Source organism: Bacillus sp. 7884-1 (assembly GCF_002272245.1).
GTDB lineage: Bacteria > Bacillota > Bacilli > Bacillales > Cytobacillaceae > Neobacillus.
In genome coordinates this window covers 1-25875 of record NZ_NPDD01000224.1, presented here as the reverse complement: position 1 = coordinate 25875, position 25875 = coordinate 1, and the positions used below count along the sequence as shown (strand labels likewise).

Here is a 25875-nt window from a genome sequence, read left to right as displayed (position 1 = left end):
CCAACTAGAATAAGCAGTACTTTTAAAATAATATGATTGTAAAATACAAACGAGAAATTTGGTGAAAAAATAGATATTGAATATTATGAATATTTTATATATTATGTCCTTAGTAACATACCAACTAGTTAGTATGTAGAAAATTCATATAGAAAGATAATAGATGTCAATGGGAGGAAACGTCGATGCATGTGAAGGAATTATTTGATTTAACAGGAAAAGTCGCGATTGTTACAGGCGGAGGCAGGGGGCTGGGTCAGCAAATAGCTGAAGGATTTGCTGAGGCTGGTGCAAATGTAGTGGTCTGTTCTAGGAATTTAGAGGCATGTCAAGAAGTAAGTGAAGGGTTAAAGAAAATTGGAGTCGACTCTATCGCCTTAAAATGTGATGTTACGAACCCGGAGGATGTAAAAAACGTGGTTGAACGTACATTAGAGAGATTTGGACATATTGACATCCTCGTCAATAATAGCGGAGCTACCTGGGGAGCACTGGTGGAAGATATGCCGCTTGAGGCTTGGAAGAAAGTAATGGACGTCAATGTAACCGGAACCTTCCTCATGTCACAGAGTGTGGGTAAAGTCATGCTCGAGCAGAAATCGGGAAAAATCATTAATATTGCCTCTGTGGCTGGTCTCAAAGGCAGTAACCCCAAATATATGAATACGATTGGCTACAATACCTCTAAAGGAGCGGTCATTACTTTTACAAAGGATTTAGCGGTTAAATGGGGACCACAAGGAATCTATGTAAATGCGATTGCACCAGGTTTTTTCCCTACGAAAATGTCCAAAGGGCTGCTTGAGAAAGGCAGCGAAGGAATTCTAGAAGGGACTCCATTACGTAAGTTCGGGTCAGATACTGACCTAAAAGGAGTTGCTTTATTCCTAGCGGCACCTGCTTCTAATTTTATTACAGGGGACATTATTGTAGTCGATGGCGGCGCACACGCAATGTAGTAGAGATCATATGAAATATTCCAAGGGGTGAAGGGAATTGAAAAGAGAGGCAGTCATTGTATCAGCGGTACGGACAGCAATAGGCAGGCAGGGTGGTGCCCTTGCTGCAATACCAGCACATGTTCTAGGTGCAGAAGTGATAAAAGAGGCAGTAAAGCGGGCAAATATTGACCCAGAGATGATTGATGATGTCCTAATCGGAAATGTTTTATCAGGTGGAGGAAATATTGCTAGATTAACAGCTTTGCAGACAGGATTATCGTTGAATCTGCCAGGTATTACTGTCGACCGCCAATGCGGGTCGGGTATTAATGCAATTAATCTAGCAGCTCAAGCCATTCGAGCAGGCGATGGTGATATTTATATTGCTGGTGGTACGGAGAGTATGAGCCGGGCGCCCTATTTGATGGATCGTCCTGAAAAACCATATAGCGCTTCACCCCCTAACTTTAGAAAATCACAGCTTTCACCAAAGGAAATTGGAGACCCCCCAATGGGAATCACAGCTGAAAATCTCGTTGAAAAATATAAGATTACGAGAGAAGAACAGGACGAATTTGCTTTCCAAAGTCAACAAAGAATGAGTGTGGCAATGGAAGAGGGACGCTTTGATGAACAAATCGTTCCAATCACAATCCCAGTAAAAAAGGGCGAGCCTATAGTATTTAAAAAGGATGAACACCCACGGCCGCAAACTACGTTTGAGGCATTAACGAAGCTACAGCCAGCCTTTTTAAAAAATGGAAATGTAACAGCTGGAAATAGTTCTGGACTGAATGATGCTGCCGCTGCTCTTGTCATTATGTCGAGGGAAAAAGCGGAAGAATTCAATTTAACTCCATTAGCAGTGATTCGCGCCTATGCTGTAGCAGGTGTCGACCCGAATATTATGGGAAAAAGTAAATGTAAATGGCGGAGCAATTGCACACGGACATCCGCTTGGAGCTACAGGTGCTATTTTGGCAACAAAAGCTGTTTATGAACTAAAACGAACAAATGGAAGATATGCGCTCATTACGGCTTGTATAGGCGGCGGCTAGGGAATTGCTACCATAATTGAAAAAGAGTAGAGCAGTATGAAACAGAAAATAATGGAAGCAAGTCTCCATTTATTTGATGAGAATGGTTTTAAATCCACCTACATTAAAGATATTGTTGATTTTTTTTGGAGTAACAAAGGGAACCTTTTACTATTACTTTTCCAGGAAGGAAGAGTTGTTAAAGGATTAAGTAATCAGGGAACCATTGGAGGACGGATATGCTCCAATGGTATTATCGTGTGAATTGGGAGGGAAAATATGGAGATATTAATTCAGCAATTGTTTAATGGGCTAACAATTGGAAGCGTTTACAGTCTAGTGGCTTTAGGATTAACGCTAGTTTATGGAATCCTTCACATTCCAAATTTTGCACATGGTGCATTATATATGATGGGTGGCTACATAACGCTAACGATGATGACAAAGTATGGTTTACACTATTGGATTGCTATTTTCATATCTATTTTGGTAGTTGGATTTTTAGGAGTTCTAATGGAAAGATTTGTTTTCCATCCTCTCAGAGAGGCACCACCTATCCATGATAAGATTGCTGCCATTGGTATTCTTTTATTCTTGGAAGCATTCGCTCAATTTGTATGGGGAGCAGAGTTCCAAAGCATGCCAACTCCATATGGACAGGTAGTAGAAATTTTAGGATTAACATTCACGATGCAGCGCTTGCTTATTGTCATTGCCGCAATCGTAGTCATGATTCTTTTAACACTATTCTTAAAAAAAACCTATACCGGTTCAGCGATTATTGCCATGTCACAAAACCGTGAGGGAGCAAACCTTGTTGGAATTAACACAAATAAAGTTGCCATGCTCACCTTCATGATTTCAGGTGGTTTAGCGGCGATAGCAGCCTCCTTGAGCGCGCCTATTAATTTAGTATTTCCAGGAATGGGACAACTTGTTATTTTAAAAGCTTTTGTCATCATTATTCTCGGTGGGATGGGAAGTGTTCCCGGAGCTATTTTAGGCGGCTATATTTTAGGGTTTACTGAAAGCTTAGGAGCAACCTATATTTCCAATGACTACAAGGACATTATAGCCTTTGTGCTCCTTGTTATTATTCTTTCTGTTAAGCCTACTGGTCTTTTCTCAAAGGGGGGCCACTAATGTCGAAGATTCAAAAAATGGTTATTCTAGTACTCATACTTTTTGCTCTCGTCTTTCCTTTAATCAGCAATAACGACTATTTCATTCACGTTATGACACTTTCCTATATTTGGATGATTGGTGTTTATGGTCTAAATCTACTCGCAGGTTATACCGGCTATCTATCCTTGGCACATGCTGGTTTCTTTGCCATTGGTGCCTATTCACTTGGGTTGTTAACCGTTAAAGCTGAAATGAATTTCTGGCCTGCTCTTTTTTTATCACTTGTCATTACTGGAGTAATAGGTTTTTTTGCAGGACTCATCTCCTTAAGAACAAAAGAGCACTTTTTTGCAATTTACACACTTTGTGTCGGCTATATTATTTATCTCGTTATTGATAAATGGGACAGCCTAACTGAGGGTGTACGTGGTTTAATTGGAATTCCAGCACCAGCGAACATCGGACCTCTTTCATTTGAGACACTGCAATCTCATTATTATTTAGTATTGTTTTTCCTTCTTCTTGTTGTTCTCATCATGTATCGTGTCGTTCACTCCCTATCAGGCAGAACCTATATCGCCATTCGCAATAGTGAAGATTTGGCACAGACAATCGGGATTTCCACGATGAAAAATAAACTAACGGTCTTTGTTATTTCAACGGTTATTGCAGGATTATCAGGTGCACTTTATGCCTCCTTTGTTCGTTTTATCGGTCCGGATATCGGCTCAATTGCCATTGTGTTTGATTTTCTTACCTATTTGCTTGTCGGTGGTATTGGTACTTTAAGCGGCCCCATTGTAGGTACAATGCTAATCGTCGTACTTTCTCAGCGTCTTCAGTTTTTACAGGATTACCGGATGCTTGTTTTCGGTCCAGTATTAACACTATTGATCATTTTTTATCCTCGGGGAATTGTTGGGGCAGTGGCTGCCTGGGGTCAAAAGCGCAAAACCTTGGTTCATAATGCAAACATCAAAGTTAAGAATCTACCGGAAAAACAAGTAAAGGAGGGGTAAGCGTGATCTTTTTGGAAACGAAGAAGTTAACCAAGAGATTTGGTGGCTTAGTGGCAGTAAATAATGTTGATTTTGCAATAGAGCAAGGAAAAATTAATGCCATTATTGGCCCAAATGGTGCTGGGAAGTCTACTTTTTTTAACTTAATCAGTGGATTTCATCCTCCAAGCTCTGGCCAGGTGATTTTTAAAGGAATTGAAGTTACGAAATTACCTGCAAATAAAATAGCGCAGCTGGGAGTAGCACGAACCTTCCAAACTACAAATCTATTTGAGAAATCTACAGTAATGGATAATATTATTGTCGGCCATCGGCTAAGGACGAAGTCTAATTTGTTTGATGCGATATTTCGGACGAAGCGCCTTAAGTCTGAAGAAGCACTCTGTCGAGATAAAGCTATGGAGGTTATTGAATTTGTTGATTTGCAAAAGGTTGCGAATAAACCAGTTGCAGGGTTAACACAAGAGGAGAAAAAAAGAACAGCCTTTGCACTGGCACTTGCGACGAATCCTGAAATTATTTTTCTTGATGAACCAGCGGCAGGAGTCAATCCTGATGAAACAGAAGGCTTGGCAGCATTAATGCGAAAGATAGCAGATAAAGGAGTTACGGTCTGTCTGATTGAGCACAAGATGCAAATGATTATGAAGATTGCTGACAATATTATGGTATTGAATTATGGAGAAAAGATCGCCGAGGGGAAGCCAATAGAGATCCAGAATAATGAAGCGGTAATAAAGGCTTATTTGGGAGGTAGTGCCATTGCTTAGTTTGAAAAATATCTCTGTCAAATACGGCAGCTTTACCGCTGTGCATGACATAAATATCCACGTTAACGAAGGTGAAATCATTGTTTTATTAGGTTCAAATGGCGCAGGGAAAAGCACCACCTTTCGTACGATAAGCGGCTTAAGCAAGCCTTCGGAAGGTGATGTCATTTTTGAGGGGAAATCGCTAAACAAGGTGTCTGCTGACAAAATTGTTCAATTAGGAATCGGTCAATGTCCAGAGGGAAGAAAGCTTTTCCCAGCGATGACTGTTCATGAAAACCTGAAGATGGGGGCTTTTGTTCATAGAAGGAAGAAAGACGAAATTAAAAAATCCTTGGAGCATGTATATGAACTATTTCCTATTCTCCGTGATAAAAAGGAAGATGCTGCCGGTTCCTTAAGCGGTGGACAGCAGCAAATGTTAGCCATCGGCAGGGCCTTAATGTCAAAACCAAAGCTGATGCTGCTCGATGAACCATCAGTAGGACTTGCTCCGTTAATTGTGGAGCAAATGTTTGATGTCATCCAGCAAATAAATCGAGAGGGTACGACGATACTGTTGGCAGAGCAAAATGCCAATGCAGCCTTAAAAATAGCTGATAACGGCTATGTTTTTGAAAATGGCTCTATTGTCCTTCAAGGGACTTCAGAAGAGTTATTTGCTAATGATGAGGTTAGGAAGGCGTACATAGGAGCTTAAAATTTGTTTGCCTTCTAAGGGGGTGATGTTCACATTCACCACGTTTTGCGACTGAAAATTTTATGAAAATACGAGGGGGAAAACCATGAAAAAAATGAAGTGGCTTTTTATGTTCAGTATGATATTCGTATTAATTTTCAGCTTAGCAGCCTGCAATAGTTCTTCCAATACATCAGGGGAAAATGATGACAAAGAAGATGATAATAAGAGTGAAGATGTAGGAACTGTGAACATTGGGTATACGGGACCATTAAGCGGACCGGCTGCCTTTTATGGTGAGCGGACGTTAAATGGTGTGAAAATGGCAGCTGATGAAGTGAATGCTGCTGGCGGTTTTGAGGTTAATGGCAAGAAGTACAAGTTAAATGTCGTTTCCTTAGACGATAAATATCTGCCAAATGAAGCAGGAGCAAACGCAAAAAGATTAGTTCAAGAAAATAAACCACCGATTATTTTTACGCCACATAGCGGTGGTATCTTTGCCCTTCAAGTATTTAATCAACTAGATAAATTTATCATTGGAGCATATTCAAGCGAACCACAAATAACGGAAGTTGGTAATAAATTAACTGTCCGAATACCGCCTCGTTATGATGGATATTTACAGCCATTCACCGAGTATGCAATGGATAACTTTGGTAAGAACGTTGCCTTTCTACCAACTGCTTCTCAATATGGTAAAGACTGGGCCACGAACTTAAAGACATTCTGGGAAAAAGAAGGCGGAAAGGTTGTTTACGATTCTGCAATTGACTTTTCAAAGGAAACAGATTTCTTCACCATTTTAACGAATGCTTTGAAAGAAAAGCCAGATGTACTATTTATTGGCGGAGCCTCTGAGCCAACAGCCAAAGTAGCCAAACAAGCTAAAGAACTTGGCTTTAGGGGCGGATTCATCGTTATGGATCAGGCGAAATTTGATGAAATGAAGGCAGTAACAGGATCTTATGATTTATTGAATGGTTCCATTGGTGTTATGCCGCTTGTCGATTCACAGGAAGCTGCGATACCTGATTTTGTAAAGCGATACAATGAAAAATATGGTGAAAATCCTGGGTCAGAAGCAGGGCTAAACTATATTGGCATGCATGTGTTTGTTGAGGCTATGAAAGCTGCTGGGTCAGTGGATGATGTTGAAAAAATACGCGCTAATATTCAAGCCGGTTTAGACAATTTGCCAGATGATAAAAAAATCTATGTTGTAGAAAAAATTGGTGATGATGGCGGATTTGAATTTGACTTGTCAGTTGCTGCTTTAGAAGACGGAAAAATAGTACCAATTAAAGTAGATTAATAGGAATAGTTTGTTAGACCTAGCTATATCTATACAAGTGACCCTCTTGATTTTTATTAAAGCCAAGAGGGGATTCTTGTGTGGCATTCTATTTTTTCGAAAAGATTCTTTAATAAGGAGAGGATGTTGTGAGACTAGGTGAATTGCTAGAAACAAACATCAATCAGTTTGGCGAGTATCCTTTTTTGTATTTTAAAGAAAGTCAATATACAAACATTGAAACAAAAATGTATGCAGACCAATTTGCAGGAGGTCTTAAGCAGCTTGGTATTTTAGTGGGAGATAGAGTAATTGTTTGTATGCCAAACTGTCCAGAAGTTATTTTTGCATATCAGGGCATTACCAGAGCGGGCGCGATTATCGTTCCTGTAATGTTCACACTCCACCCGAAAGAACTGCATTATATCACTTTGAATTCCGGTGCTAAAGTAGTAATTACATCTTCACTTGTTATAGGAAATGTAGAGAAAGCTCTTGAAGGTTTGGATTCCAAACCAATTGTTGTTGCAGTTGACCAGCCTTCCAATGATCGAAGCTTGAATTTTTATGATGTAAAGGCTGAGAATTCTTTCAATACTACTCAAATGGTAAAGGATGATGATACAGCCGTAATACTCTACACATCCGGTACTACTGGTAATCCAAAAGGGGTTCTGCTAACCCATAAAAATTTAACCAGTAATGCTGAAAATTCGGCTAAACACAATGAACTTGAACGGGGAACCACACTTGGAGTTCTTCCACTTGCGCATGTTTACGGGCTTACTATCTCAAATATTTGCTTATTAATGGGGAGTTCTATTGTTATTTTTTCTAGCTTTGACACAGAAGCAATATTTAAAGCAATCGAGAAATATGAAGTGAAGACTTTTTCGGCTGTACCGGCGATGATTCATGCTTTAGTCTCATATCCTGGTGCAGACCAATTTAACACCTCTAGTCTCGAATCAGTTAGTTCAGGTTCGGCACCGCTCCCTGTCGCCTTGCTGCATGTTTTTGAAAAAAAGTTTGGTGCCAAGGTTTATGAAGGCTACGGTTTATCGGAGGCTGCACCAATTGTAACGTCTCATAAAGATGGTATTGAGATAAAACCTGGCTCCGTTGGAATTCCTATTCCGGGAGTTGAGGTGAAAATTATCGATGACCATGGAGACGAGGTAGCATGTGGTGAGGTTGGTGAGCTTTGTGTCCACGGTGAAAACGTAACACCAGGGTATTATCAAAATGTCGATGAATCAAGACGGGTCCTGATTGATTCCTGGTTACATACAGGTGATATGGCACGAATGGATGATGAGGGGTATGTTTATATTGTTGACCGCAAAAAGGACTTAATTATTCGTGGTGGATTTAATGTCTATCCTCGTGATGTCGAAGAGATTCTGAATGCGCATGAAGCTGTTTCGGAAGTGGCAGTGGTAGGCATTCCAGACGAAAAGATGGGAGAAGAAATGGTTGCCTGTGTTGTTGTTAAACCAGGTGCAATTGTAAGGGAAGAGGAATTAATCGGTTATTGTCAGGAGCATTTAGCAAAAAACAAAACTCCACGGAGAATTGTTTTTCTAGATACTCTGCCGCGGAACGGCGTCGGAAAGATTTTAAAAACACATTTGCGAAAAACGGTGGCTGAACAAGAGATAAAGTAAAGTTAACTAGGAGGTCAAACATGACAGAGAGAAAAATATTAACGACAAGTAAAAGAGGTTTATTAGAAGATTCATTCCCGTTTCGTTTATATCAAAAGGCGAAAAGATTAGGAACCTGGAATCCAGCAGACATTGATTTTAGTCAGGATGCTAGAGACTGGAAAACCCTCAATTATGAACAAAAGGAAGATATTCTTCGTCTGATTTCACAGTTTCAAGCTGGGGAAGAAGCCGTGACGCTGGATTTACTTCCGCTAATCATGGCAATCGCAAAAGAAGGACGTCTTGAAGAAGAAATGTTCTTAACTACGTTCTTATATGAAGAAGCCAAACATACAGAGTTTTTCCGGCTTGTATTGAATGCCATCGGCGAAAGAGGGGACTTATCCCATTTCCATACAGATTCGTATAAAAAAATCTTCTATGAAATCCTTCCAACCACGATGGAACGTCTTGTGACGGACCAATCTCCAGAAGCCATTGCAGAAGCCTCCGTTGTTTATAACATGTTTGTTGAAGGTGTCTTAGCAGAAACAGGTTATTATTCTTTTTACCAAGCGTTAGAAACGGCTAATATCATGCCTGGTCTCTTAGAGGGCATTGGGAATTTGAAAAAGGATGAGTCCCGGCATATAGGCTATGGCACCTTTCTGCTTCAACGATTAATTTGTGAACACCCTCATCTCTTTGATTTTGTTGCTGCGAAAATGACTGAACTGACTCCTTTATCTCTTAGATTAAATGAGGAAGGAATAGCAGGAAGGGAGGTAAGTGCATTCGGCGGTGATCCAGCATTGGTCATGGATTTCACCCTTAAACAGCTGTCAGTTCGAATGGAAATACTAGCACGAGCAAAAGGAAAAAAAATCGAAGAGATTTATAGATTCTCAGAAAGTGAATTAGGGGTTTTATAAAAAGGAGGAATTAGCATGGCAGTAAAAGTTGAAGTTCAAAGTTTTCCGCTGTTTATTAATGGAAAGTGGGAATCTGCAAGCACTCAAGAAACCTTTGATGTCTTTAACCCTGCAACAGGAGAGCTTGTTGCGAAAGTAGCAAAAGGCACCGTGGCCGATGTTGATACTGCAGTTATGGCGGCAAGGGAGGCGTTTGACAACACCGAATGGAAAAACATGAACCCGAAAGAACGGGCTAAAGTTCTATATGCTATTTCTTATCAAATTGCTGAACATGCCGAAGAGCTAGCCTATTTAGAAGCGATTAGTTCCGGCGGTACCGTTCGCCGGATTGGCAACAGTGATATTTTACAAATGGTTGACCTTTTCCAAACATTGGCGAACTTTACATTAGAATATCCATTCTCTGAAACCTTGCCAGTACCGCCATTTCCAGGTCCGGCACATAATTTTATCTGGCGTGAGCCAATTGGAGTCTGTGCAGCAATAACACCGTGGAATCTACCGATGGTCATTGCAACCTGGAAAATCGCCCCTGCATTAGCAATGGGAAATACAGTGGTCATTAAGCCTGCAAGCTATACGCCATTATCCACCTTAAAGCTGGCTGAATTGATTTCAAAGGTAGTCCCACCTGGAGTCATTAACGTAGTAACAGGTCCTGGGGCTGAAATTGGCGAAGCATTAGTTCGCCATCCAAAGGTTGACAAGGTAGCATTCACTGGCTCTACAGAAGTAGGCAGGATAATCATGAGTTTGGCTTCTGAAAGTATTAAAAATACAACTTTAGAGCTTGGAGGAAAATCACCAAACATTCTTTTAGAGGATGCAGACCTCAGCATTGCCCTTCCTGGAAGTCTCTTTGGAGTGTTCTTACATTCTGGTCAGCTATGTGAAAGTGGAACTCGTTTATTTGTTCCAGATTCCTTATATGATCAAGTTGTTGCCGGACTTGTCGGATTAACAAGTAAGTTGAAGCTCGGAAACCCACTCGATCCTGCGACGGACGTAGGTCCTGTCATTTCAAAAAAGCAAAAAGAAACCATCCTTTCATACATTGAGGCTGGTAAACAAGAAGGAGCCACCCTTGTCTGCGGTGGGAAAGAAGTGGAAGTAGCTGGATGCGAGGATGGATACTTTGTTGAACCCACCATTTTCACCAATGTGACCAATGATATGAAAATTGCTCAGGAAGAAATTTTTGGACCTGTATTATGTGTAATCCGTTATTCCGAATTAGACGAAGCCATTAAGATGGCCAATGATAGTATTTATGGATTGGCAGCTGGTGTTTGGACACGGGATGTCAATAAAGCCTATGAGGTTGCAAGGAAATTGCAGACTGGTGTCGTTTGGATTAATGACTGGCATATGCTTAGAAGCGATGCACCATTTGGCGGATATAAGCAGAGCGGCATTGGCAGAGAAATGGGTCAGCAATCATTAGACGCCTATACACAAACAAAGCATGTTCACGCATCGATGGCTCCAGAGCTTGAGAAACGCAACTGGTATGGAATTCTATTTGGCCAAAACTAATGAAGAGGTGAAGAAGATAATGAAAACTTCCTTATCACAGTTTATGCTTCGCACTGGAATATACAGTGGTTCGAATTCACGGGCAATGGTACCTAGCTTGTTTGCTGGCCTAGGTGCGAAAAGAGTCGTTCTTTTAAGTGACAGAGGGTTAGAAAAAGCAGGTGTTGTTGAAAAGGTTGCAGAAATCTTTAACTTAACGGGTCATGGCAGCGGTCCTCAGCTGGTCGGTCAATATCTTGATATTACGCAGGATGCAGAAAGCCGCTGTATTAATGATGCAGTCCGTTATGTAAAAGAGGTAGGCGGAGATGCCCTGCTAGCAGTTGGCGGAGGTAGTGTTTTAGATACTGTTAAAGGTGTTAAATATGCACTTCATAAAGGATTATCGGATATTAAGGAAGCAATTCCTGGAGGGCTTTTATACGAACAATTTCCAAAGGCAAACTTTATCCCGATTCCACATATAGCGATTCCGACTACAGCAGGAACTGGGTCTGAAGTTTCTCCAATTGCAGTTATTTTCAATGAAGATATCCAAATGAAGACAAATATTATTAACCCATTCATTAATGCGGATATGGCAATTCTTGATCCTGAATTAACACTTGGTCTACCGCCGTTTATCACAGCCTTTACTGGGTTTGACGCCTTAACCCATGCCATTGAAGCATTTGCCTCGCCGACAGCGACTGCTCTGACTGATGCCTATGCACTGCATGCAATTAGGTTAATTGAAAAAAATCTTCCAGTGGCAGTGTCAGAAGGAACGAATATCGCTGCTCGGATGGATTTACTGCAGGCAAGCTTAATGGGTATTACTGCTTTTAGCTTTGCTTTGAATGCTATTCCAGTGCATAATTTGGCCCACGCCTATGGTGCATTGTTCCGGATTCCACATGGCTTGGCCAATGCTGTCTTCCTTCCAGTGGTCATGGAAATGGTTCCTTCATTATACTTTCCAAAAGTGAATGAACTTGCTGCGGCCTTGGATGTCGAGGTGAAAGGTGATAGTGATGAAACGGCATTAGCCAAAGTAGTAGAAAAGATTCGTTTATTGCAGCATAAAGTCGGTCTTCCTGCTGATTTTAAGCAGTTTAATATCACCGAAGAAAATCTCGAACAGACGATTCCTGCGGTGATGAAAGATCCAGCAGCTCTAAGCTTCCCAATACCTAAAGAATTAATTGCGGCAATTGGACAAAGAGTTGTACCACTTGGAGTAAAATAAATTTTGATTGTCAAAGTCTGCGAACAGGGTACCATAATGGATATGGTGCCCTGTTCTGATTTTATTACGACACTATATTTTTTTTGAATACTAGTAAAGAATCATATATAATTTTCGTTAGGGTCAAACTCAGTAATGGAGCTTGTCTACATATTTTAATACGATTAGGAGTTTTAACAATGGAAAAAGTACTTATTTTTGGTCACAAAAACCCTGACACAGATACTATTTGTTCTGCGATTGCTTACGCAGATTTGAAGAAACAACTTGGTATGGATGTTGAACCAATACGTCTTGGAGACGTTAATGGTGAAACGCAATACGCTCTGAACCATTTTAATGCGGAGGTCCCACGCTTAGTTGAAAAGGTAGCAGCTGAAGTCAATTCAGTTATTTTGGTCGACCACAATGAGCGCCAGCAAAGTGCGAATGATATCAATGAAGTCCGAGTTTTAGAGGTAATCGATCACCACCGTATTGCAAACTTTGAAACAAGCGATCCATTATATTACCGTTGTGAGCCTGTAGGCTGTACAGCAACGATTTTGAATAAGATGTATAAAGAAAATGGTAAAGAAATCAAAAAAGAAATTGCTGGGCTTATGCTGTCCGCGATTATTTCTGACTCATTATTGTTTAAATCGCCAACTTGTACAGCAGAGGATGTAGCAGCAGCAAAAGAATTAGCAGAAATTGCTGGTGTTGATGCGCAGAAGTATGGCTTAGAAATGCTAAAAGCTGGTGCAGATTTAAGTGACAAAACAATTGAACAATTAATTTCACTTGATGCAAAAGAATTCGACATGGGATCAAGCAAAGTTGAAATTGCACAAGTAAATGCAGTTGATACAGCTGAGGTACTTGCTCGCCAAGAGGAATTAGAAGCTGCTATTTCGAAAAAAATCGAAGAAAAGAACTTAGATTTATTCTTATTTGTGGTTACAGATATCTTAACGAATGACTCTGTTGGTTTAGCTTTAGGAAGTAAAACGAGCGCTGTTGAAAAGGCATATAATGTTACCTTGGAGAATAACACTGCAGTATTAAAGGGTGTTGTATCCCGTAAAAAACAAATCGTACCAGTATTAACTGATATTTTTAATCAAGGTATTTAATAATTAAAACCGTTCTTATTCAATAGGAACGGTTTGTTTTTTAGAGTAACTAATACGTTGACTGTACACTTTCTGCATGATATATTAATAGTATTGTAGAGAGGGGTGAGTAGGTTGGGAAGTTGTATCGTATCGGTGAAATAGCCAAGTTAATGAATCTCTCCAAAAGAACAATCGATTACTACACCCAAATAGGCTTACTTAACCCTATTCGGACGGATTCTAATTATCGATTGTATGGAGAAGACAGCATCCAAATTATGCATTTAATTGAACATTATAAAAATCTTAATATGCCACTTGAAGAGATTAAGTCTTCCATTGAATTAATTAAGACGAAGGATTGTGTTGATAAACAAAAAGTAGATAAACATTTTGAACAAATTGGAATCTTAATGCATCATCTTAAAGAAGAAATTGAAGCAATCGAACCTATACTTCAAAAACTAAACGGCAATCAAAAAGAAATGGTTGTGAATAAACTCTCTTCCCAAGGTGTTCCATTAGCCCAAACATTATTATTATTACTAAGTTAAACTTATATTTACAAAAACCAGGAGGTGTATTCCTTACTCACACTTTGAGTAAGGAGACCATTGACCATAATAAACTTGATTGTAATTGCAATTTTAATTGCTTTTACGGCATTCTTCGTGTCTTTCGAATTTGCCATTGTAAAAATCCGTAGTACACGAATTGATCAGCTAGTATCAGAAGGCAATAAAAAAGCAATTGCAGCTAAGAAAATTGTTTCAAATTTAGATGAATATTTATCAGCGTGTCAATTAGGTATTACTGTAACAGCTTTAGGATTAGGTTGGTTGGGTGAACCAACTGTGGAACACATGCTTCACCCCTTGTTTACTAAATTTAACATAGCTGAATCAGCAGCTGGTATCTTGTCCTTTATCATTGCTTTTGCGTCAGTAACCTTTATTCATGTTGTGGTAGGTGAACTTGCTCCGAAAACAATTGCGATTAATAAAGCCGAGGCTGTAACGTTGATATTTGCAAAACCTATGATTATCTTCTATAAGCTTATGTATCCTTTTATTAAAGTATTAAATGGATCAGCACGTATAATCGTTGGGTTCTTTGGATTAAAACCTGCTTCTGAACATGAAGAAGCACACTCAGAGGAAGAGCTGCAATTAATTATCTCTGAAAGCTACAAGAGCGGGGAAATCAATCAGTCTGAATACAAATATGTGAACAATATCTTTGAATTTGATGATCGTATTGCAAAAGAAATAATGGTTCCTCGTACTGAAATTGTTGTATTTGATCGATCACAAACACTAGCAGAATGTCTAGAAATTGTGAAGGTAGAAAATTATACAAGGTACCCAGTCATTGATGGTGAAAAGGATAACATTGTTGGTATGCTGAATATGAAAGAAGTACTAACAGATTATATTAGTGGTAAAAACCTTGATACACCCATTGATGAATATACCCGTCCTGTTATCCAGGTCATTGAATCGATTGCCATCCATGATTTATTAGTTAAAATGCAAAAAGAACGTGTTCATATGGCAATTCTAATGGATGAATACGGTGGTACTGCAGGTTTGGTGACAGTTGAAGATATTCTTGAAGAAATTGTCGGAGAAATTCGCGATGAATTTGACGAAGATGAAGTCCCGGATATCAACAAAATCAGCGAAAATAAAACCGTGGTCGACGGAAAAGTTTTAATAGATGAAGTAAATGATTTATTCGGTTTAGACATCCAGGAAGATGAGATGGATACCATTGGCGGCTGGATTCTATCTGAGAAAATGGACGTTGTCGAAGGTGATAAAGTTAAATATGGTGATTACGAATTTAAAGTACTAGAAATCGATGGTTATCATATTAAATTATTAGAAATTGTTAAATTAATGAAACATGAATCTATAGCTTAACCTAACAGTAAAAAGACCCAGGTGTTCCTGTGGTCTTTTTTTTGACGAATAAAGGGTGGTTAGTGTCCTATGATTGTACAAATTATATTTTTATAATAAATCACGTTGGTATTTGTCGAACAATTTATAGAGGTGTTTTGGAAGTTTTCACTTAATATATAGTGTAATAGTTTTGCATCTAAAGTACTATTTTTGATGGTTGGATGTGATATTAATATTTTCCATTGAATAGTAATGATATAAAAACAAAAGGAGGCTCATCTTGAAAAAAATTCAGCCTGCTTGTGATATGTGTGTTCGTAATCTTATTTCATCCTATGGAATATGGATGGTGAAAATATGAACCTATTAGCGCCTATTGCAGACTTAGGTAATTATCTATTGTTTTCGATTTTGGTTGGTCATGTTGTCCTCCAATTTGTTCCGGATACGAAAAAACCAACTATTCAACTTCCGAAGCCATTTTTACTTATCTGTACGCTAGGGATTATACTTTTTACTTTTGTGCCTGTGTTCACTTTAATATTGTATTTTGATGAATCCGTCGGGTTTGCTGCTGCCGCTGCCTCTGTTTTGATGCATTTCCAAATTGGGCAGGGATGGCTGTTTAACTCAGTGTTTACTATTTTCCTATGGATAAGCTTGTATCTAAATCGTTCTAAATATTTACAGACATTCTGGATTGTTTTGATGATGATCACCATTGGTTATAGCAGTCATGTATCAACTCAATCTTTTGTAGTTGGCCTTTTTTCTCACACCACCCACTTCCTTATGGTAACGATTTGGGTGGGTGTCGTCCTTCAGGTATCTTGGTTTTCTAAAGTTAGAGGACATTGGTCTGAGTTCCTAGAATGGTTTTCACCGTTGGCAGTAGTATGTATGATAAATATTTTTGCAACAGGATTTGTCATTATGTTTACCCTTGAGAAGCCCGCAGAGTATGTAAATGGCTGGGCAACACCATACGGACGTATGTTATTGTTCAAGCACATAAGTATCGTTCCTATTATTATGTTCGCCTTCATTAATGGGATATTAGTAAAAAGAGTTTCAATAACCTCGCATTATGATCCCCGAAATTGGTTAAAAGCCGAAAGCGTCATTCTTTTATTTGTATTTTTCTTTACAGCTGTCATGGGCACATTGTCACCACCTTATGAAATGGTCTATGCAACACAAGCAGCCACAGCACCAACATGGGTAGATTGGCTGTTTGCAAAGAATCTTCATGTGCCGATAGAAATTGAATTCGCACCAACCTTCTTATCTATCATTTTGGTATCAACTGCACTTCTATTTTTGTTGTTAATATTTGTGAGTTATAAAAGTATGAGCCCGGTTTTTGCCACTGTATTTGGGGGTTGTTTCATTCTCACCTTATACTTAGGCTTGATGTTTTCTTGTGTTCTATATCCAATCATTTGAGCAGGGGTCGGGCGCTGCTCTGTTTTTTACTATTCATTTAGGGTAAAAGAGTGTGAGGATGAAATGAAGTAATATTACATTTGACATGGACATAACATCTATAGCAGCACGAAACCGTGACTTACATACTAGTGGGAAAATGAAAGGGGTACAAAGGTTGAAGCAAAAGAAGTCAATTTTACTATTATTCAGTTTCCTATTCCTATTTTCGATTGTATCACTATCAGTTGTTTTAATTATTCATTCATCAGAATTAAAACAAGCCCTCGCATTTGATAAACTAAAATCTGTCACAGTATCAAAGACTACCATAAAGCAATATTCCAGTAATCAACGTATCATAAAAACTGCTAATAAGTCTCCTTCAAAAGAAGTCCCCACTACAAATAGTCTATCAAGCGAAGCAATTATTCAAACGAATACAGCACAACTAAAAACCGCACCCATTTCATTGGCTGGTTTAGATATGCCAAACGAGAAATGTCTTAAAGGCGCACCTATTCGTAATTTTAATATTGCAGCGATACAGGTAGATATGGTCTACAACAAATTTGGCGACCATGACCCAAAGGCAAAAATATATGCCTTACAAGAAGATGTTGAGAAAATTCGACAGGCTATTGCTGAGAATCCAGGAAAACCGGTCAAGGAAATCCAGCCGCTGGCACTCCGTGCAAATAAAGGTGATTGTATTCAAGTTTCCTTTCATAATCAATTGAGTGAGAAGGCATCCATTCATATTGAAGGGGTTAGATATGACGTTAGGGGATCTGATGGAACATCGACAGGATATAATCCTGATTCAACTGTTGCACCAAACACAGAAATAAAATACACGTGGAATGCTGGGGATGAAGGAACCTTCTTTTTCTACAATGGTGCCGATCTCACTTACTTCACCGATCCAACTGGCGGCAGGGGGACAATGGGTGATGGTTTATTTGGGGCGTTAATCGTTGAACCAAAAGGGGCGACATGGACTGACCCTGTAACAGGGGAAGAGTTAACCAGCGGTTTATATGCTGATATCCATTTACCTGACAAACCTGATTTTCGGGAGTTTACTTTGTTTTTTCATGATGGGATTAGTGCTCAATTTGGTACCCCTCCACCTCCTGGAACCCCTGAAGAGGAAGAACACGAGGGAGAAGGGGAGGTACCTCATGAAGAGGAACCCCATGTAGAGGATCCAAATGAAAAAGAACTTTATGCAGTAAACTATCGTGCAGAACCAATGGATGAACGCTTGAAAAACACAATGGGTGAGGATGGTAAAGATGCAACCATGTTTTATTCATCCTGGGTTTTTGGTGACCCGGCTACGCCTATTACTAGAGCTTATGTTGGTGACCCAGTTAGATACCGGGTCATTGGAGCAAATAGCGATGAAAACCATGTTTTTCACCTTCATGGTCACCGGTGGAAAAGTGATACGAAGAAAACAAACACGGTTGACTCAGATACGTTGAATATTGGAGATACCCAAACGGCTGAATTAGCTTTTGGTGCTGGTTATGACAAAGCGAAAACCGGGGCACCCGGGGATTACTTATGGCATTGTCATTTGTTCCCACATTATTTAGAAGGCATGTGGGGGTTAATGAGGGTATTCGACAAAGCACAGGATGACTTGCTGCCATTAGCAGATAGGGAAGCACCAACCAGTGCAACCGAACAAAACCCAGGTTTTCCAAGTTATATACCTGGTGAAATAGGCAAACGTGCTCCAAAACCGCCAGACCCAGAATTGCGTCCAGCCACAGAGTCAGAAAAAGCAGCTCTAGGTGCGCTCTTACCAGGAGCACCTAATTTTGATCGCTGTCCGAAGGATGCTCCTATTCGAAAATATGACATTGTCGGAATACAAACAGAAATTGTATACAACAATGCAGGTGATCGTGATAAGGAAGGACGAATGTATGTCCTGGCAGAAGATGAGCAGAAGGTGCTGCATGGAGAAATTAGACCACGTCCACTTGCCATACGGGCAAATCAGGGAGATTGTGTGGAGGTTACATTAGAAAACCACTTATTCAATGCCAATGAGCCGAATGCACTGTCGATACACATTCATTTTGTGGCTTACGACCCGTTAGGTTCTGATGGAACAACTGTCGGGTGGAACTACAATCAAGGTACGGAGCCAGGAGAAAAAATCCGTTATCGCTGGTATGCAGATGAAGAAGGCTCAATCTTTTTTCATGACCATATGTCTGCTGGGGAAAAGGGATTTCACGGGACTTTTGGTGCCTTAATAGTCGAACCTAAAGGCTCAAAATGGCTGGACCCGCAGACGGGCAGGGAAATAAAATCTGGTACGGAAGCGATGATTGTTCACCCTGAAAAAGAAGATTTCCGCGAACAAGTTCTTATTTATCATGATTTCGCAAGACTTTGGGATAAAAATGGAGACCCACTCCCATTAGAGACAGATCCAGCAAATTTCAAACACGCACATGGGTATGCAAGTGTGAATTATTCAAATACACCTTTTTTCCGCAGAAACAATGCTGACCCGGCTTATACGTTTAGTTCATGGGTTCATGGTGATCCCGAGACACCAATCATTCAAAGTTATACAGGGGATCCGATTAAAATACGCTTAATCCAAGGTGCACATGAGACACAGCATAATTTTAATTTGCACGGATTAGCGTGGAAGCGTGAATCCGGAGTTGAGGATTCGGAATTAACTTCTACCCAGACAATTGGTACATCTGAACAATTTACCATGGATATTCAACCAAACCCTGTTGGTGTCCAGCAACGTGATTATCTATGGTCATCTCAGCCCATCGAAGACTTGTGGAGTGGATTATGGGGCTTTGTCAGGGTTTGGGGAGAAAAAACTCCAATTCTACAAAAACTGCCAGATCGTCCGCAATTGAAATCGTCTGCTGTCCCTTGGAGAGTAAGTCAGATGAAGAAAAATGGAACAAAACCACCAAAGGCGCGAACACCTGGTAATCCTTGTCCTCCTCGTGCATTAGTAAGAAAATTTGATATTACTGCATTTATGAGGGACATTGTCTATAACAAATATGGTGATCATGATCCTTTCGGAATGATGTTTTCCCTTAGTGGATTACATATCCGCTACTGCTAAATATGATACAAATTCTAAAACTCTATTTATAACTGCTTCATCTAGTGATAAAGGAAATAACCCAACATTAACGGTACATGGATCGAACAAAATGATTGATAATTCAGGAAATTTAGATAGAACGATTCCAGATTCCGGAACATTGGCAATTAGTAACCCGAAATTTGTACCACCAACGATTACCATAAAATCTGATGAAGAGGGCACCACAACAGTGCCAGTGGAAATTACAACTGAACCGGCAATCGCAAATCCGGGGAAAGCTCAAACTGTTAAACAGGGCTCATTGGTGACCTTGGACGGAAGTGCTTCCATTAATGCAGCGACATACAAATGGGATCAGGTTAGCGGTCCAGAAGTTCAACTTAATTTGGTTAATCCTGCAAAACCAACGTTCACGTTCCCTAAAAAGTTTATTCCAGTCAGCTTTAAATTAACGGTTACCGGCAATGATGGTAAATCGTCAACCAATGAATCTATTGTTACGATTACACCAGAGCCAGATAAACTAATGACTTCGGAAGTTTCCTTTGCAACAAGTACAAGTACGCTAAAGGTTGTCGGAACAAGTGATGTATTTGGACCGGGAGTGAATGTCACGGTATTAGTAGGAAATCAACCGTATAGCGCAATAGTCTTATCTGATGGAAAATGGAGTATCACTAGCAGGGGAGTAACTTCTTATAAACCAGGTGATACCATCAATATAGTATCCACTTCTGGTGGAAAACTATCGAACGTACCGGTTACTATCCGTAACAGATAACAAAGAATTTGGGGGCCAGTTCCTATACCATAGGAATCTGGCTCTTTTCTTGCTGCCTTCTGCATGTAACTAGGAAAAGGCTCATATGGTGTAGAAAGGAGGTATCAAATGATTAGTATAAATGGTGTGATTGTTGGGCTTGAGGATCTCCAAAAAGAAATTACGAATAATGAGCAAAGGGCAATTTTGAAGCAAATGGTGAGTTATCATGTGGTTTATTATTACTCGTCTCTACAACAATTGAAATTTGAATTATTATTCCGAGGAAATACAATTAAGGCTGCAACGGCCTTAGATAAAAGTGGTGCGAAGTTTACTACCTTCGCTTATTCTTTTCCTAACAGAAAATACTGGTATCGATTGCCGAACGGAGGGTTTCTTTTACGTGAGGGGTTCAATCCCTCTGAAGGAATTGAGGATATAGTGAAAAATGGGAAGTTATATGCTTTTGAATGCGCTACAGCAATCGCGATTGTTTTGTACATCGCTGCCCTGTATACCATTGGACCAAGGGCATTTAATACGTATTTTAATAATCTATATTTAATGGATTGGCAATTTGATGAGGATCTTCCTGTATATCAAAAAGATGGGGAGGATTTCCTCATTGGTGATGTCTTACATTTCAAAAATCCAGATTTTGACCCAAAACAGCCGTGGTGGAGGGCTGAAAATGTAATCTTTTTTGGTCATGATAAATTCTTTGGGCATGGAATTGGAATAAGAGATTCTAAGACCATTATTAACTTCTTAAATGGAAAGAGAAAAGAGAATCCTACTCAATCTGCTTATCTTATGCGCATGATCACAAGACCAAATTATAGAACGATTAACCTATTACGTTAAAGAATAAGGAGCTTCCGTTATGGAAGCTCCTCTTATATATCAACCGTGTATTCTTCCGTCAAAATCGGCGCTAAGCCGTTTGCTGATTAAATAATCCAGCTCACGCCGCTTTTCAACTTCCATTCTCACATTTAATTTTCGTTTATACTCTTCATAACATACTCCGTGTGCACTCAACATCGCTTTTTCCATTTCATTTGTATACTTTAGTTTCAAATAATGGATAATGAATCCCTCCGGTTTTTACCGTATTAACGGCTTTATTGGTAACACAATTACAATGATAGCACTGCAAATATTTCCATACAAAGTCGAAAAAACAGCATATCTGGCTGTCAGCTTTCGTGACATGGATACTCGTGAATATAACTCTTACGTTCTTAAAATAGGAGCCATATCCTCCCAATAAGAGCTTGTAATGTCTTTATCTCCACATAAGAAAGCCCATTGCATTTGCAGCAATGGGCTTACTTGTTATGGGTTGCGAATAAAATTCTTTTAATTCATAGATTTATCTAACATGAAATCAGCTTTTGGCAGTGTAATAATCTTGCCGCCAATTTGTACGTGCACGGTATCGTTGAAAATGGCTTTTACAATTCCCTTTAGTGAAACACTTGAGTTGATTGAGATATCCTTTTTATCAGATTGATTTGCCATATTAATCAACACCTTCCAAAGTTAATTATAAAATATTATATATGAATAAAAACAAAAAAAGCGAGTAAAAAGTCTCAGAAAATCAAAAAATATATAATTTGTTCATGTTATTTACAATCGACTGCAAAGGGGTGTGAACATAGATTGAAATAACATGAACTATAGTTCAAGTATTACATGTTAAAGTGAGTCTGTCAATGGAAACATGAACTATGGTTCAATATTTATTTTTTGTGGTATACTAGGTATGAGGTGAGAAAAATGTCAGACCGAGAAGACCAGCTGGTTGGTGAGTTTCCCAAAATTCCAAAGCAGGAACGTGCCCAAATAAAAAGGGATTTGTTATTAAAAAGTGGTCATGAATTATTTATTTCAAAAGGATTTGAGCATACAACAGCAAAGGAAATCGCCGCACATGCAGGGGTTGCAACCGGGACCTTTTATCGGTACTTTTCGGATAAACGACAGCTATTAATGTCTTTGTTAGAGAATCAAATTGAGATGTTAATGCCGCCTGAACCAAAATGGGGTGTTTCAAATCCAGAAAGTATGTTAGCTTCACTATTAGAACTGCATGATGAGCGTCTTAAAAAGACGGGCATGCAGCGACTTGTTCCTGAATTACTAGCTAAAGATAAAGAATTTGCTGAGGTATTACAAGCCGCAAAACGAAAGATTTTTACCAGGATTCTTTCAGGATTAAAAAGGGCATACGATAATGAGTTAACTTGGAAAGATTTAGATTTAAATACCGTTACTTGGTCGGTGATGATTTTGGCCGAGCATGCCCATGAGAAAATGAAACAATGTGGGAATCAGACAGATTATCGTGAAGTAGCTAAGGTGATATGCCGTTTAATTTTTCCACCAGAAGTCATGAAACAATTACACACAAATGAAACTGTAACAAAAGAAGAGTGACGATTTCCGAAAGGATGTAAGTGATAGGAATGGAAAAGACCCTTGATATGAAGGATTTAAAAGCAATCAAAATTGAATTGACTCGTTTTATGATGGCATATAAATTTGCTTTAGATGAAATGACCACAAAAATTAATATACTTAAAGATGAATTTAATTATATTCATGATTATAATCCAATAGAACATGTTAAAACACGATTAAAATCACCTGAAAGTATCTTTAGAAAAGTTCAGCGAAAAGGGTTGGATTTCAACCTAGATGCTATGAAGGAAAATATTAAAGATATAGCAGGTATAAGAATAACCTGTTCGTTTATTTCTGATATTTATGAAATAAGCTGCATGATTGCCAATCAAAAAGACATTCAAATTCTAGGATATAAGGACTATATAAAAAATCCAAAGCCAAATGGTTATCAAAGCTTGCATATGATTGTGGAAATTCCGATATTCATGTCCGATCGTGAGGAATTAACCTTTGTTGAGATTCAAATTCGTACCATTGCCATGGACTTTTGGGCAAGCTTAGAACATAAAATTTATTATAAATATAACAAAGCAGTTCCTCAAAAAATGCTTGATGAATTAAAAACAACAGCCGAAATGGCTACAATGTTGGACAATAAAATGGAAATTCTTCATGAGGAAATCAAGAAAATGAAACTTGCTGACGAAGCTGAGGATATGCGTCTGCCAATTGGCATTGGAAACAACAAATTGAAATTATTAGAGACATTTATGGAAGAAAAACTCGGGATTAAATAACAGAATCTGTTAAAAAAACTGGGTAATACTTTATGGTCAAAATAAAACTGACATTTAGTGTCAGTTTTTCTTTTTTAGGAATTAGATTGTGCTATCGCTTTACGATAGGGGGGTATGATATAATGACAAAAAATGAGGTGATGGAATGTCTTTTGAACATGAAAATGATGACGAAATGAATAATGAATCCTGCTGCATTATTGAGGGCAGCCACCGAAAAAGCCATCATTCCGATAAGGTGAAGAGTAATCTTGTGACGAGACTTAATCGAATTGAAGGGCAAATTCGTGGAATTAAAGGATTAATTGAAAAGGATACTTATTGTGATGATGTGATTACGCAAATTTCGGCCACACAATCGGCACTTAATAGCGTTGCCAAACTACTGTTAGAAGGCCATCTCAAATCATGTGTGCTTGAAAGAATTCAAGAAGGGGACCATGAGGTATTAGATGAGGTCCTGGTTACGATACACAAATTAATGAAGAAATAATAGTCTTCCTCGAGGTCGTACTTAGTGTACGTCTTTTTTTTATTCTATTTATTGTTTTTGCTAGAAGGAATAAGAAAAAAAGGTGCAGAATATTATAGTTATAATATTCTGATAATTGAGAGGTGAGGAATATGAAGGCAACGAAGATCATCCTAATGGTATTTGCAGGACTCATTCTAACTTTTAGTTTTTATGCTTATACAGTATTTTACGGGACTCCTTGGGGAAAAGAACAGCAAGAAGGAAATATGCAGAACTATATAACGGAAAAATATCAGAATGAATTTGTCCTTACGAAAATGAATTACAATTTTTTAAGCGAAACCTACCAAGGATATGCCTATCTTAAGGATCATTCGAACCTCTTATTTATCATTGAACAAGATGCGGATTCCCCGCGTGGTTACTCCGATAATTATCCGAAAGTATTGTGGGATAGTGAGCTAGCAACAAACCTCAAAACTCAAATCAAAGAACTTTTTCCGGATTTGGACGAAGGAATGTTTAAAGCACAGCAAATCAAGGACAAAGGGGAAATCCTTGGTCCGAATATTCCTACCTATGAAGAAATAAACGTTTCGATCCTCACTACCTCTATTCCTATTGATATAAAGATAAATTGGTCAAAAATAAACCACAATAACGAATTACAGAAAATGAAGAAACTTAGTCAATTTTTACAAGAGGCTCGGTTCCCTGTACTATTTGAGGTACGATACTATGAAAATGAAATGGATGAACAGGCTAAGGTCTTTTTTATTACAGAAGAAGGGGATATTATTGAAAAATAGTGCTCCCATACAGGGTGTACACCCATGGTATTCAAATAATTCGGTATCCTTATTTGAAGTGATACGAAACACTTTTGCATGAATTCGGTACCTTTTGCTCGTCACAATCCAAATCGTGATTTGTGTTGGTTCTGCTCTGCTAACAATGGGACCTGACAAGATGATTGGGGATTGAATTGTAGAAATATTGCCAATATTTATTCCGATTATTTATATTTACTGCATTATAATTAAGGTAAGACATCAAAAGGTCGAACCTTTATGGTTCATTTGTAGGTGAAAATTTTCCCATGGAGGGTAGGATGATTTATGAAGACATTGATTGTTTATTGCTCATCTCATGGCACAACAGAAAAAGCTGTCCAATTACTGAGTGACTGGATGGAAGGAGAAGTCTTAGCTGTCGATTTAAAAAGGGATAGAATTACATTTGATGTAAGCGAGTATGACTTCGTGATCATCGGCGGCTCGATACATGCCGGCAGTATTCAAGGGAAAATTAAGCATTTTATCGGCAAGCATCATGATGAGTTGTTAACCAAAAAGCTGGGCCTGTTTCTCTGCTGTTGGCATGATGGCGAAACAGCTATTGAGCAATTCGATCTCGCTTTTCCAGAGGAATTAAGGAAAGTTTCAATCGCAAACGGTATTTTCGGGGGAGAATTCCTGGTCAGTAAAATGAACTTTATTGAAAGGCAAATTGTTAAAAAAGTGAGTGGTGTTACCGGGGATACCTCGAATTTAGATACAACGGCAATCATGACCTTTGTGATGAAAATTAATTCAACCTTTGCTCATGTATAAAAAATGAGGCTGGGACATAACTAGTTTCTATAAATAAAAAACGTGAAATCGCATCGGT

At 38.9% G+C, this 25875-nt stretch carries 24 protein-coding genes and 2 pseudogenes; 24 read left to right on the top strand and 2 right to left on the bottom strand.

Annotation, left to right across the window (positions count from 1 at the left end; all coding sequences use genetic code 11):
• Positions 1-185: 185 nt before the first annotated feature.
• The 19 genes and pseudogenes from CHI06_RS24795 (at position 186) to CHI06_RS24705 (ending at position 21381) form a co-directional block, all read left to right on the top strand.
• Positions 186-959 carry an SDR family oxidoreductase gene (locus CHI06_RS24795; protein WP_095251253.1) on the top strand — a complete coding sequence of 258 codons (774 nt, stop codon included), beginning with the start codon at positions 186-188 and terminating at the stop codon, positions 957-959.
• Positions 960-996: 37 nt separating this feature from the next.
• Positions 997-1999, top strand: a pseudogene (locus CHI06_RS24790) (thiolase family protein).
• Between the two features lie 36 nt (positions 2000-2035).
• Positions 2036-2186: pseudogene (locus CHI06_RS24785) on the top strand (TetR/AcrR family transcriptional regulator); the annotation flags it as partial.
• A gap of 71 nt (positions 2187-2257) precedes the next feature.
• Entirely contained in the window at positions 2258-3121 is an 864-nt protein-coding gene (locus CHI06_RS24780; RefSeq protein ID WP_095251251.1) for a branched-chain amino acid ABC transporter permease, read from the top strand.
• On the top strand, positions 3121-4122 hold the full coding sequence (locus CHI06_RS24775; protein WP_095251250.1) for a branched-chain amino acid ABC transporter permease: 1002 nt from the start codon (positions 3121-3123) through the stop codon (positions 4120-4122). The genes CHI06_RS24780 and CHI06_RS24775 overlap by 1 nt, the downstream gene beginning before the upstream one ends.
• Positions 4123-4127: 5 nt before the next feature.
• On the top strand, positions 4128-4892 hold the full coding sequence (locus CHI06_RS24770; protein WP_095251274.1) for an ABC transporter ATP-binding protein: 765 nt from the start codon (positions 4128-4130) through the stop codon (positions 4890-4892).
• Positions 4885-5592: an ABC transporter ATP-binding protein gene (locus tag CHI06_RS24765; protein WP_095251248.1), complete on the top strand. Its 708-nt coding sequence runs from the start codon at positions 4885-4887 to the stop codon at positions 5590-5592. The genes CHI06_RS24770 and CHI06_RS24765 overlap by 8 nt, the downstream gene beginning before the upstream one ends.
• 85 nt (positions 5593-5677) lie before the next feature.
• Complete coding sequence (locus tag CHI06_RS24760) at positions 5678-6886, top strand: ABC transporter substrate-binding protein (RefSeq protein ID WP_095251247.1); 1209 nt, start codon at positions 5678-5680, stop codon at positions 6884-6886.
• 128 nt (positions 6887-7014) lie between these two features.
• Positions 7015-8532, top strand: coding sequence for a long-chain-fatty-acid--CoA ligase (locus CHI06_RS24755; RefSeq protein ID WP_095251245.1), 1518 nt, complete (start codon positions 7015-7017; stop codon positions 8530-8532).
• 20 nt (positions 8533-8552) lie between these two features.
• Positions 8553-9446, top strand: a complete 894-nt coding sequence (locus CHI06_RS24750) for a R2-like ligand-binding oxidase (RefSeq protein ID WP_095251244.1) — start codon at positions 8553-8555, stop codon at positions 9444-9446.
• A gap of 15 nt (positions 9447-9461) precedes the next feature.
• A complete protein-coding gene (locus CHI06_RS24745; RefSeq protein WP_095251242.1) occupies positions 9462-10985 on the top strand; it encodes an aldehyde dehydrogenase family protein in 1524 nt (507 codons plus the stop codon).
• A gap of 19 nt (positions 10986-11004) precedes the next feature.
• Positions 11005-12213, top strand: a complete 1209-nt coding sequence (locus CHI06_RS24740) for an iron-containing alcohol dehydrogenase (RefSeq protein ID WP_095251241.1) — start codon at positions 11005-11007, stop codon at positions 12211-12213.
• A gap of 179 nt (positions 12214-12392) precedes the next feature.
• Positions 12393-13328 carry a manganese-dependent inorganic pyrophosphatase gene (locus CHI06_RS24735; protein ID WP_095251239.1) on the top strand — a complete coding sequence of 312 codons (936 nt, stop codon included), beginning with the start codon at positions 12393-12395 and terminating at the stop codon, positions 13326-13328.
• Positions 13329-13450: 122 nt separating this feature from the next.
• On the top strand, positions 13451-13864 hold the full coding sequence (locus tag CHI06_RS24730; protein ID WP_095251237.1) for a MerR family transcriptional regulator: 414 nt from the start codon (positions 13451-13453) through the stop codon (positions 13862-13864).
• Between the two features lie 60 nt (positions 13865-13924).
• Complete coding sequence (locus CHI06_RS24725; RefSeq protein ID WP_095251236.1) at positions 13925-15235, top strand: hemolysin family protein; 1311 nt, start codon at positions 13925-13927, stop codon at positions 15233-15235.
• A 339-nt stretch (positions 15236-15574) separates the two neighbouring features.
• Positions 15575-16663 carry a copper resistance D family protein gene (locus CHI06_RS24720; RefSeq protein WP_179292772.1) on the top strand — a complete coding sequence of 363 codons (1089 nt, stop codon included), beginning with the start codon at positions 15575-15577 and terminating at the stop codon, positions 16661-16663.
• 157 nt (positions 16664-16820) lie between these two features.
• On the top strand, positions 16821-19769 hold the full coding sequence (locus CHI06_RS24715) for a multicopper oxidase domain-containing protein (protein ID WP_179292771.1): 2949 nt from the start codon (positions 16821-16823) through the stop codon (positions 19767-19769).
• A complete protein-coding gene (locus CHI06_RS24710) occupies positions 19744-20535 on the top strand; it encodes a PKD domain-containing protein (RefSeq protein WP_142301020.1) in 792 nt (263 codons plus the stop codon). Before CHI06_RS24715 ends, CHI06_RS24710 begins: the two co-directional genes overlap by 26 nt.
• 108 nt (positions 20536-20643) lie before the next feature.
• Entirely contained in the window at positions 20644-21381 is a 738-nt protein-coding gene (locus CHI06_RS24705) for a protein-glutamine gamma-glutamyltransferase (RefSeq protein ID WP_095251229.1), read from the top strand.
• A 39-nt stretch (positions 21382-21420) separates the two neighbouring features.
• Here CHI06_RS24705 and CHI06_RS30045 read toward each other — a convergent pair whose 3' ends face one another.
• The gene (locus CHI06_RS30045; RefSeq protein WP_165979047.1) at positions 21421-21597 is read right to left on the bottom strand and encodes a hypothetical protein; all 177 of its coding nucleotides are present in this window, start codon (positions 21595-21597) and stop codon (positions 21421-21423) included.
• A gap of 282 nt (positions 21598-21879) precedes the next feature.
• Complete coding sequence (locus CHI06_RS30040; protein ID WP_165979054.1) at positions 21880-22041, bottom strand: hypothetical protein; 162 nt, start codon at positions 22039-22041, stop codon at positions 21880-21882.
• Between the two features lie 261 nt (positions 22042-22302).
• Here CHI06_RS30040 and CHI06_RS24700 point away from each other — a divergent pair, with 261 nt between their 5' ends.
• The 5 genes from CHI06_RS24700 to CHI06_RS24680 all read left to right on the top strand — a co-directional run bounded on the left by CHI06_RS24700 (position 22303) and on the right by CHI06_RS24680 (position 25817).
• Entirely contained in the window at positions 22303-22962 is a 660-nt protein-coding gene (locus tag CHI06_RS24700) for a TetR/AcrR family transcriptional regulator (RefSeq protein WP_095251228.1), read from the top strand.
• A gap of 29 nt (positions 22963-22991) precedes the next feature.
• On the top strand, positions 22992-23729 hold the full coding sequence (locus CHI06_RS24695) for a GTP pyrophosphokinase (protein ID WP_095251226.1): 738 nt from the start codon (positions 22992-22994) through the stop codon (positions 23727-23729).
• Positions 23730-23874: 145 nt separating this feature from the next.
• A complete protein-coding gene (locus tag CHI06_RS24690; protein ID WP_095251224.1) occupies positions 23875-24222 on the top strand; it encodes a metal-sensitive transcriptional regulator in 348 nt (115 codons plus the stop codon).
• A 131-nt stretch (positions 24223-24353) separates the two neighbouring features.
• Positions 24354-25013, top strand: a complete 660-nt coding sequence (locus CHI06_RS24685; RefSeq protein ID WP_095251223.1) for a YfjL-like protein — start codon at positions 24354-24356, stop codon at positions 25011-25013.
• A gap of 309 nt (positions 25014-25322) precedes the next feature.
• Complete coding sequence (locus CHI06_RS24680; RefSeq protein WP_095251221.1) at positions 25323-25817, top strand: flavodoxin domain-containing protein; 495 nt, start codon at positions 25323-25325, stop codon at positions 25815-25817.
• Positions 25818-25875: the final 58 nt, after the last annotated feature.

What these genes read in the sequence shown, in the direction of transcription:
- CHI06_RS24795 (WP_095251253.1), top strand. Translation starts at nt 186, where the DNA reads ATGCATGTGAAGGAATTATTTGATTTAACAGGAAAAGTCGCGATTGTT.
- CHI06_RS24780 (WP_095251251.1), top strand. Translation starts at nt 2,258, where the DNA reads ATGGAGATATTAATTCAGCAATTGTTTAATGGGCTAACAATTGGAAGC.
- CHI06_RS24775 (WP_095251250.1), top strand. Translation starts at nt 3,121, where the DNA reads ATGTCGAAGATTCAAAAAATGGTTATTCTAGTACTCATACTTTTTGCT.
- CHI06_RS24760 (WP_095251247.1), top strand. Translation starts at nt 5,678, where the DNA reads ATGAAAAAAATGAAGTGGCTTTTTATGTTCAGTATGATATTCGTATTA.
- CHI06_RS24750 (WP_095251244.1), top strand. Translation starts at nt 8,553, where the DNA reads ATGACAGAGAGAAAAATATTAACGACAAGTAAAAGAGGTTTATTAGAA.
- CHI06_RS24745 (WP_095251242.1), top strand. Translation starts at nt 9,462, where the DNA reads ATGGCAGTAAAAGTTGAAGTTCAAAGTTTTCCGCTGTTTATTAATGGA.
- CHI06_RS24740 (WP_095251241.1), top strand. Translation starts at nt 11,005, where the DNA reads ATGAAAACTTCCTTATCACAGTTTATGCTTCGCACTGGAATATACAGT.
- CHI06_RS24735 (WP_095251239.1), top strand. Translation starts at nt 12,393, where the DNA reads ATGGAAAAAGTACTTATTTTTGGTCACAAAAACCCTGACACAGATACT.
- CHI06_RS24720 (WP_179292772.1), top strand. Translation starts at nt 15,575, where the DNA reads ATGAACCTATTAGCGCCTATTGCAGACTTAGGTAATTATCTATTGTTT.
- CHI06_RS24705 (WP_095251229.1), top strand. Translation starts at nt 20,644, where the DNA reads ATGATTAGTATAAATGGTGTGATTGTTGGGCTTGAGGATCTCCAAAAA.
- CHI06_RS30040 (WP_165979054.1), bottom strand. Translation starts at nt 22,041, where the DNA reads ATGGCAAATCAATCTGATAAAAAGGATATCTCAATCAACTCAAGTGTT.
- CHI06_RS24700 (WP_095251228.1), top strand. Translation starts at nt 22,303, where the DNA reads ATGTCAGACCGAGAAGACCAGCTGGTTGGTGAGTTTCCCAAAATTCCA.
- CHI06_RS24695 (WP_095251226.1), top strand. Translation starts at nt 22,992, where the DNA reads ATGGAAAAGACCCTTGATATGAAGGATTTAAAAGCAATCAAAATTGAA.
- CHI06_RS24690 (WP_095251224.1), top strand. Translation starts at nt 23,875, where the DNA reads ATGTCTTTTGAACATGAAAATGATGACGAAATGAATAATGAATCCTGC.
- CHI06_RS24685 (WP_095251223.1), top strand. Translation starts at nt 24,354, where the DNA reads ATGAAGGCAACGAAGATCATCCTAATGGTATTTGCAGGACTCATTCTA.
- CHI06_RS24680 (WP_095251221.1), top strand. Translation starts at nt 25,323, where the DNA reads ATGAAGACATTGATTGTTTATTGCTCATCTCATGGCACAACAGAAAAA.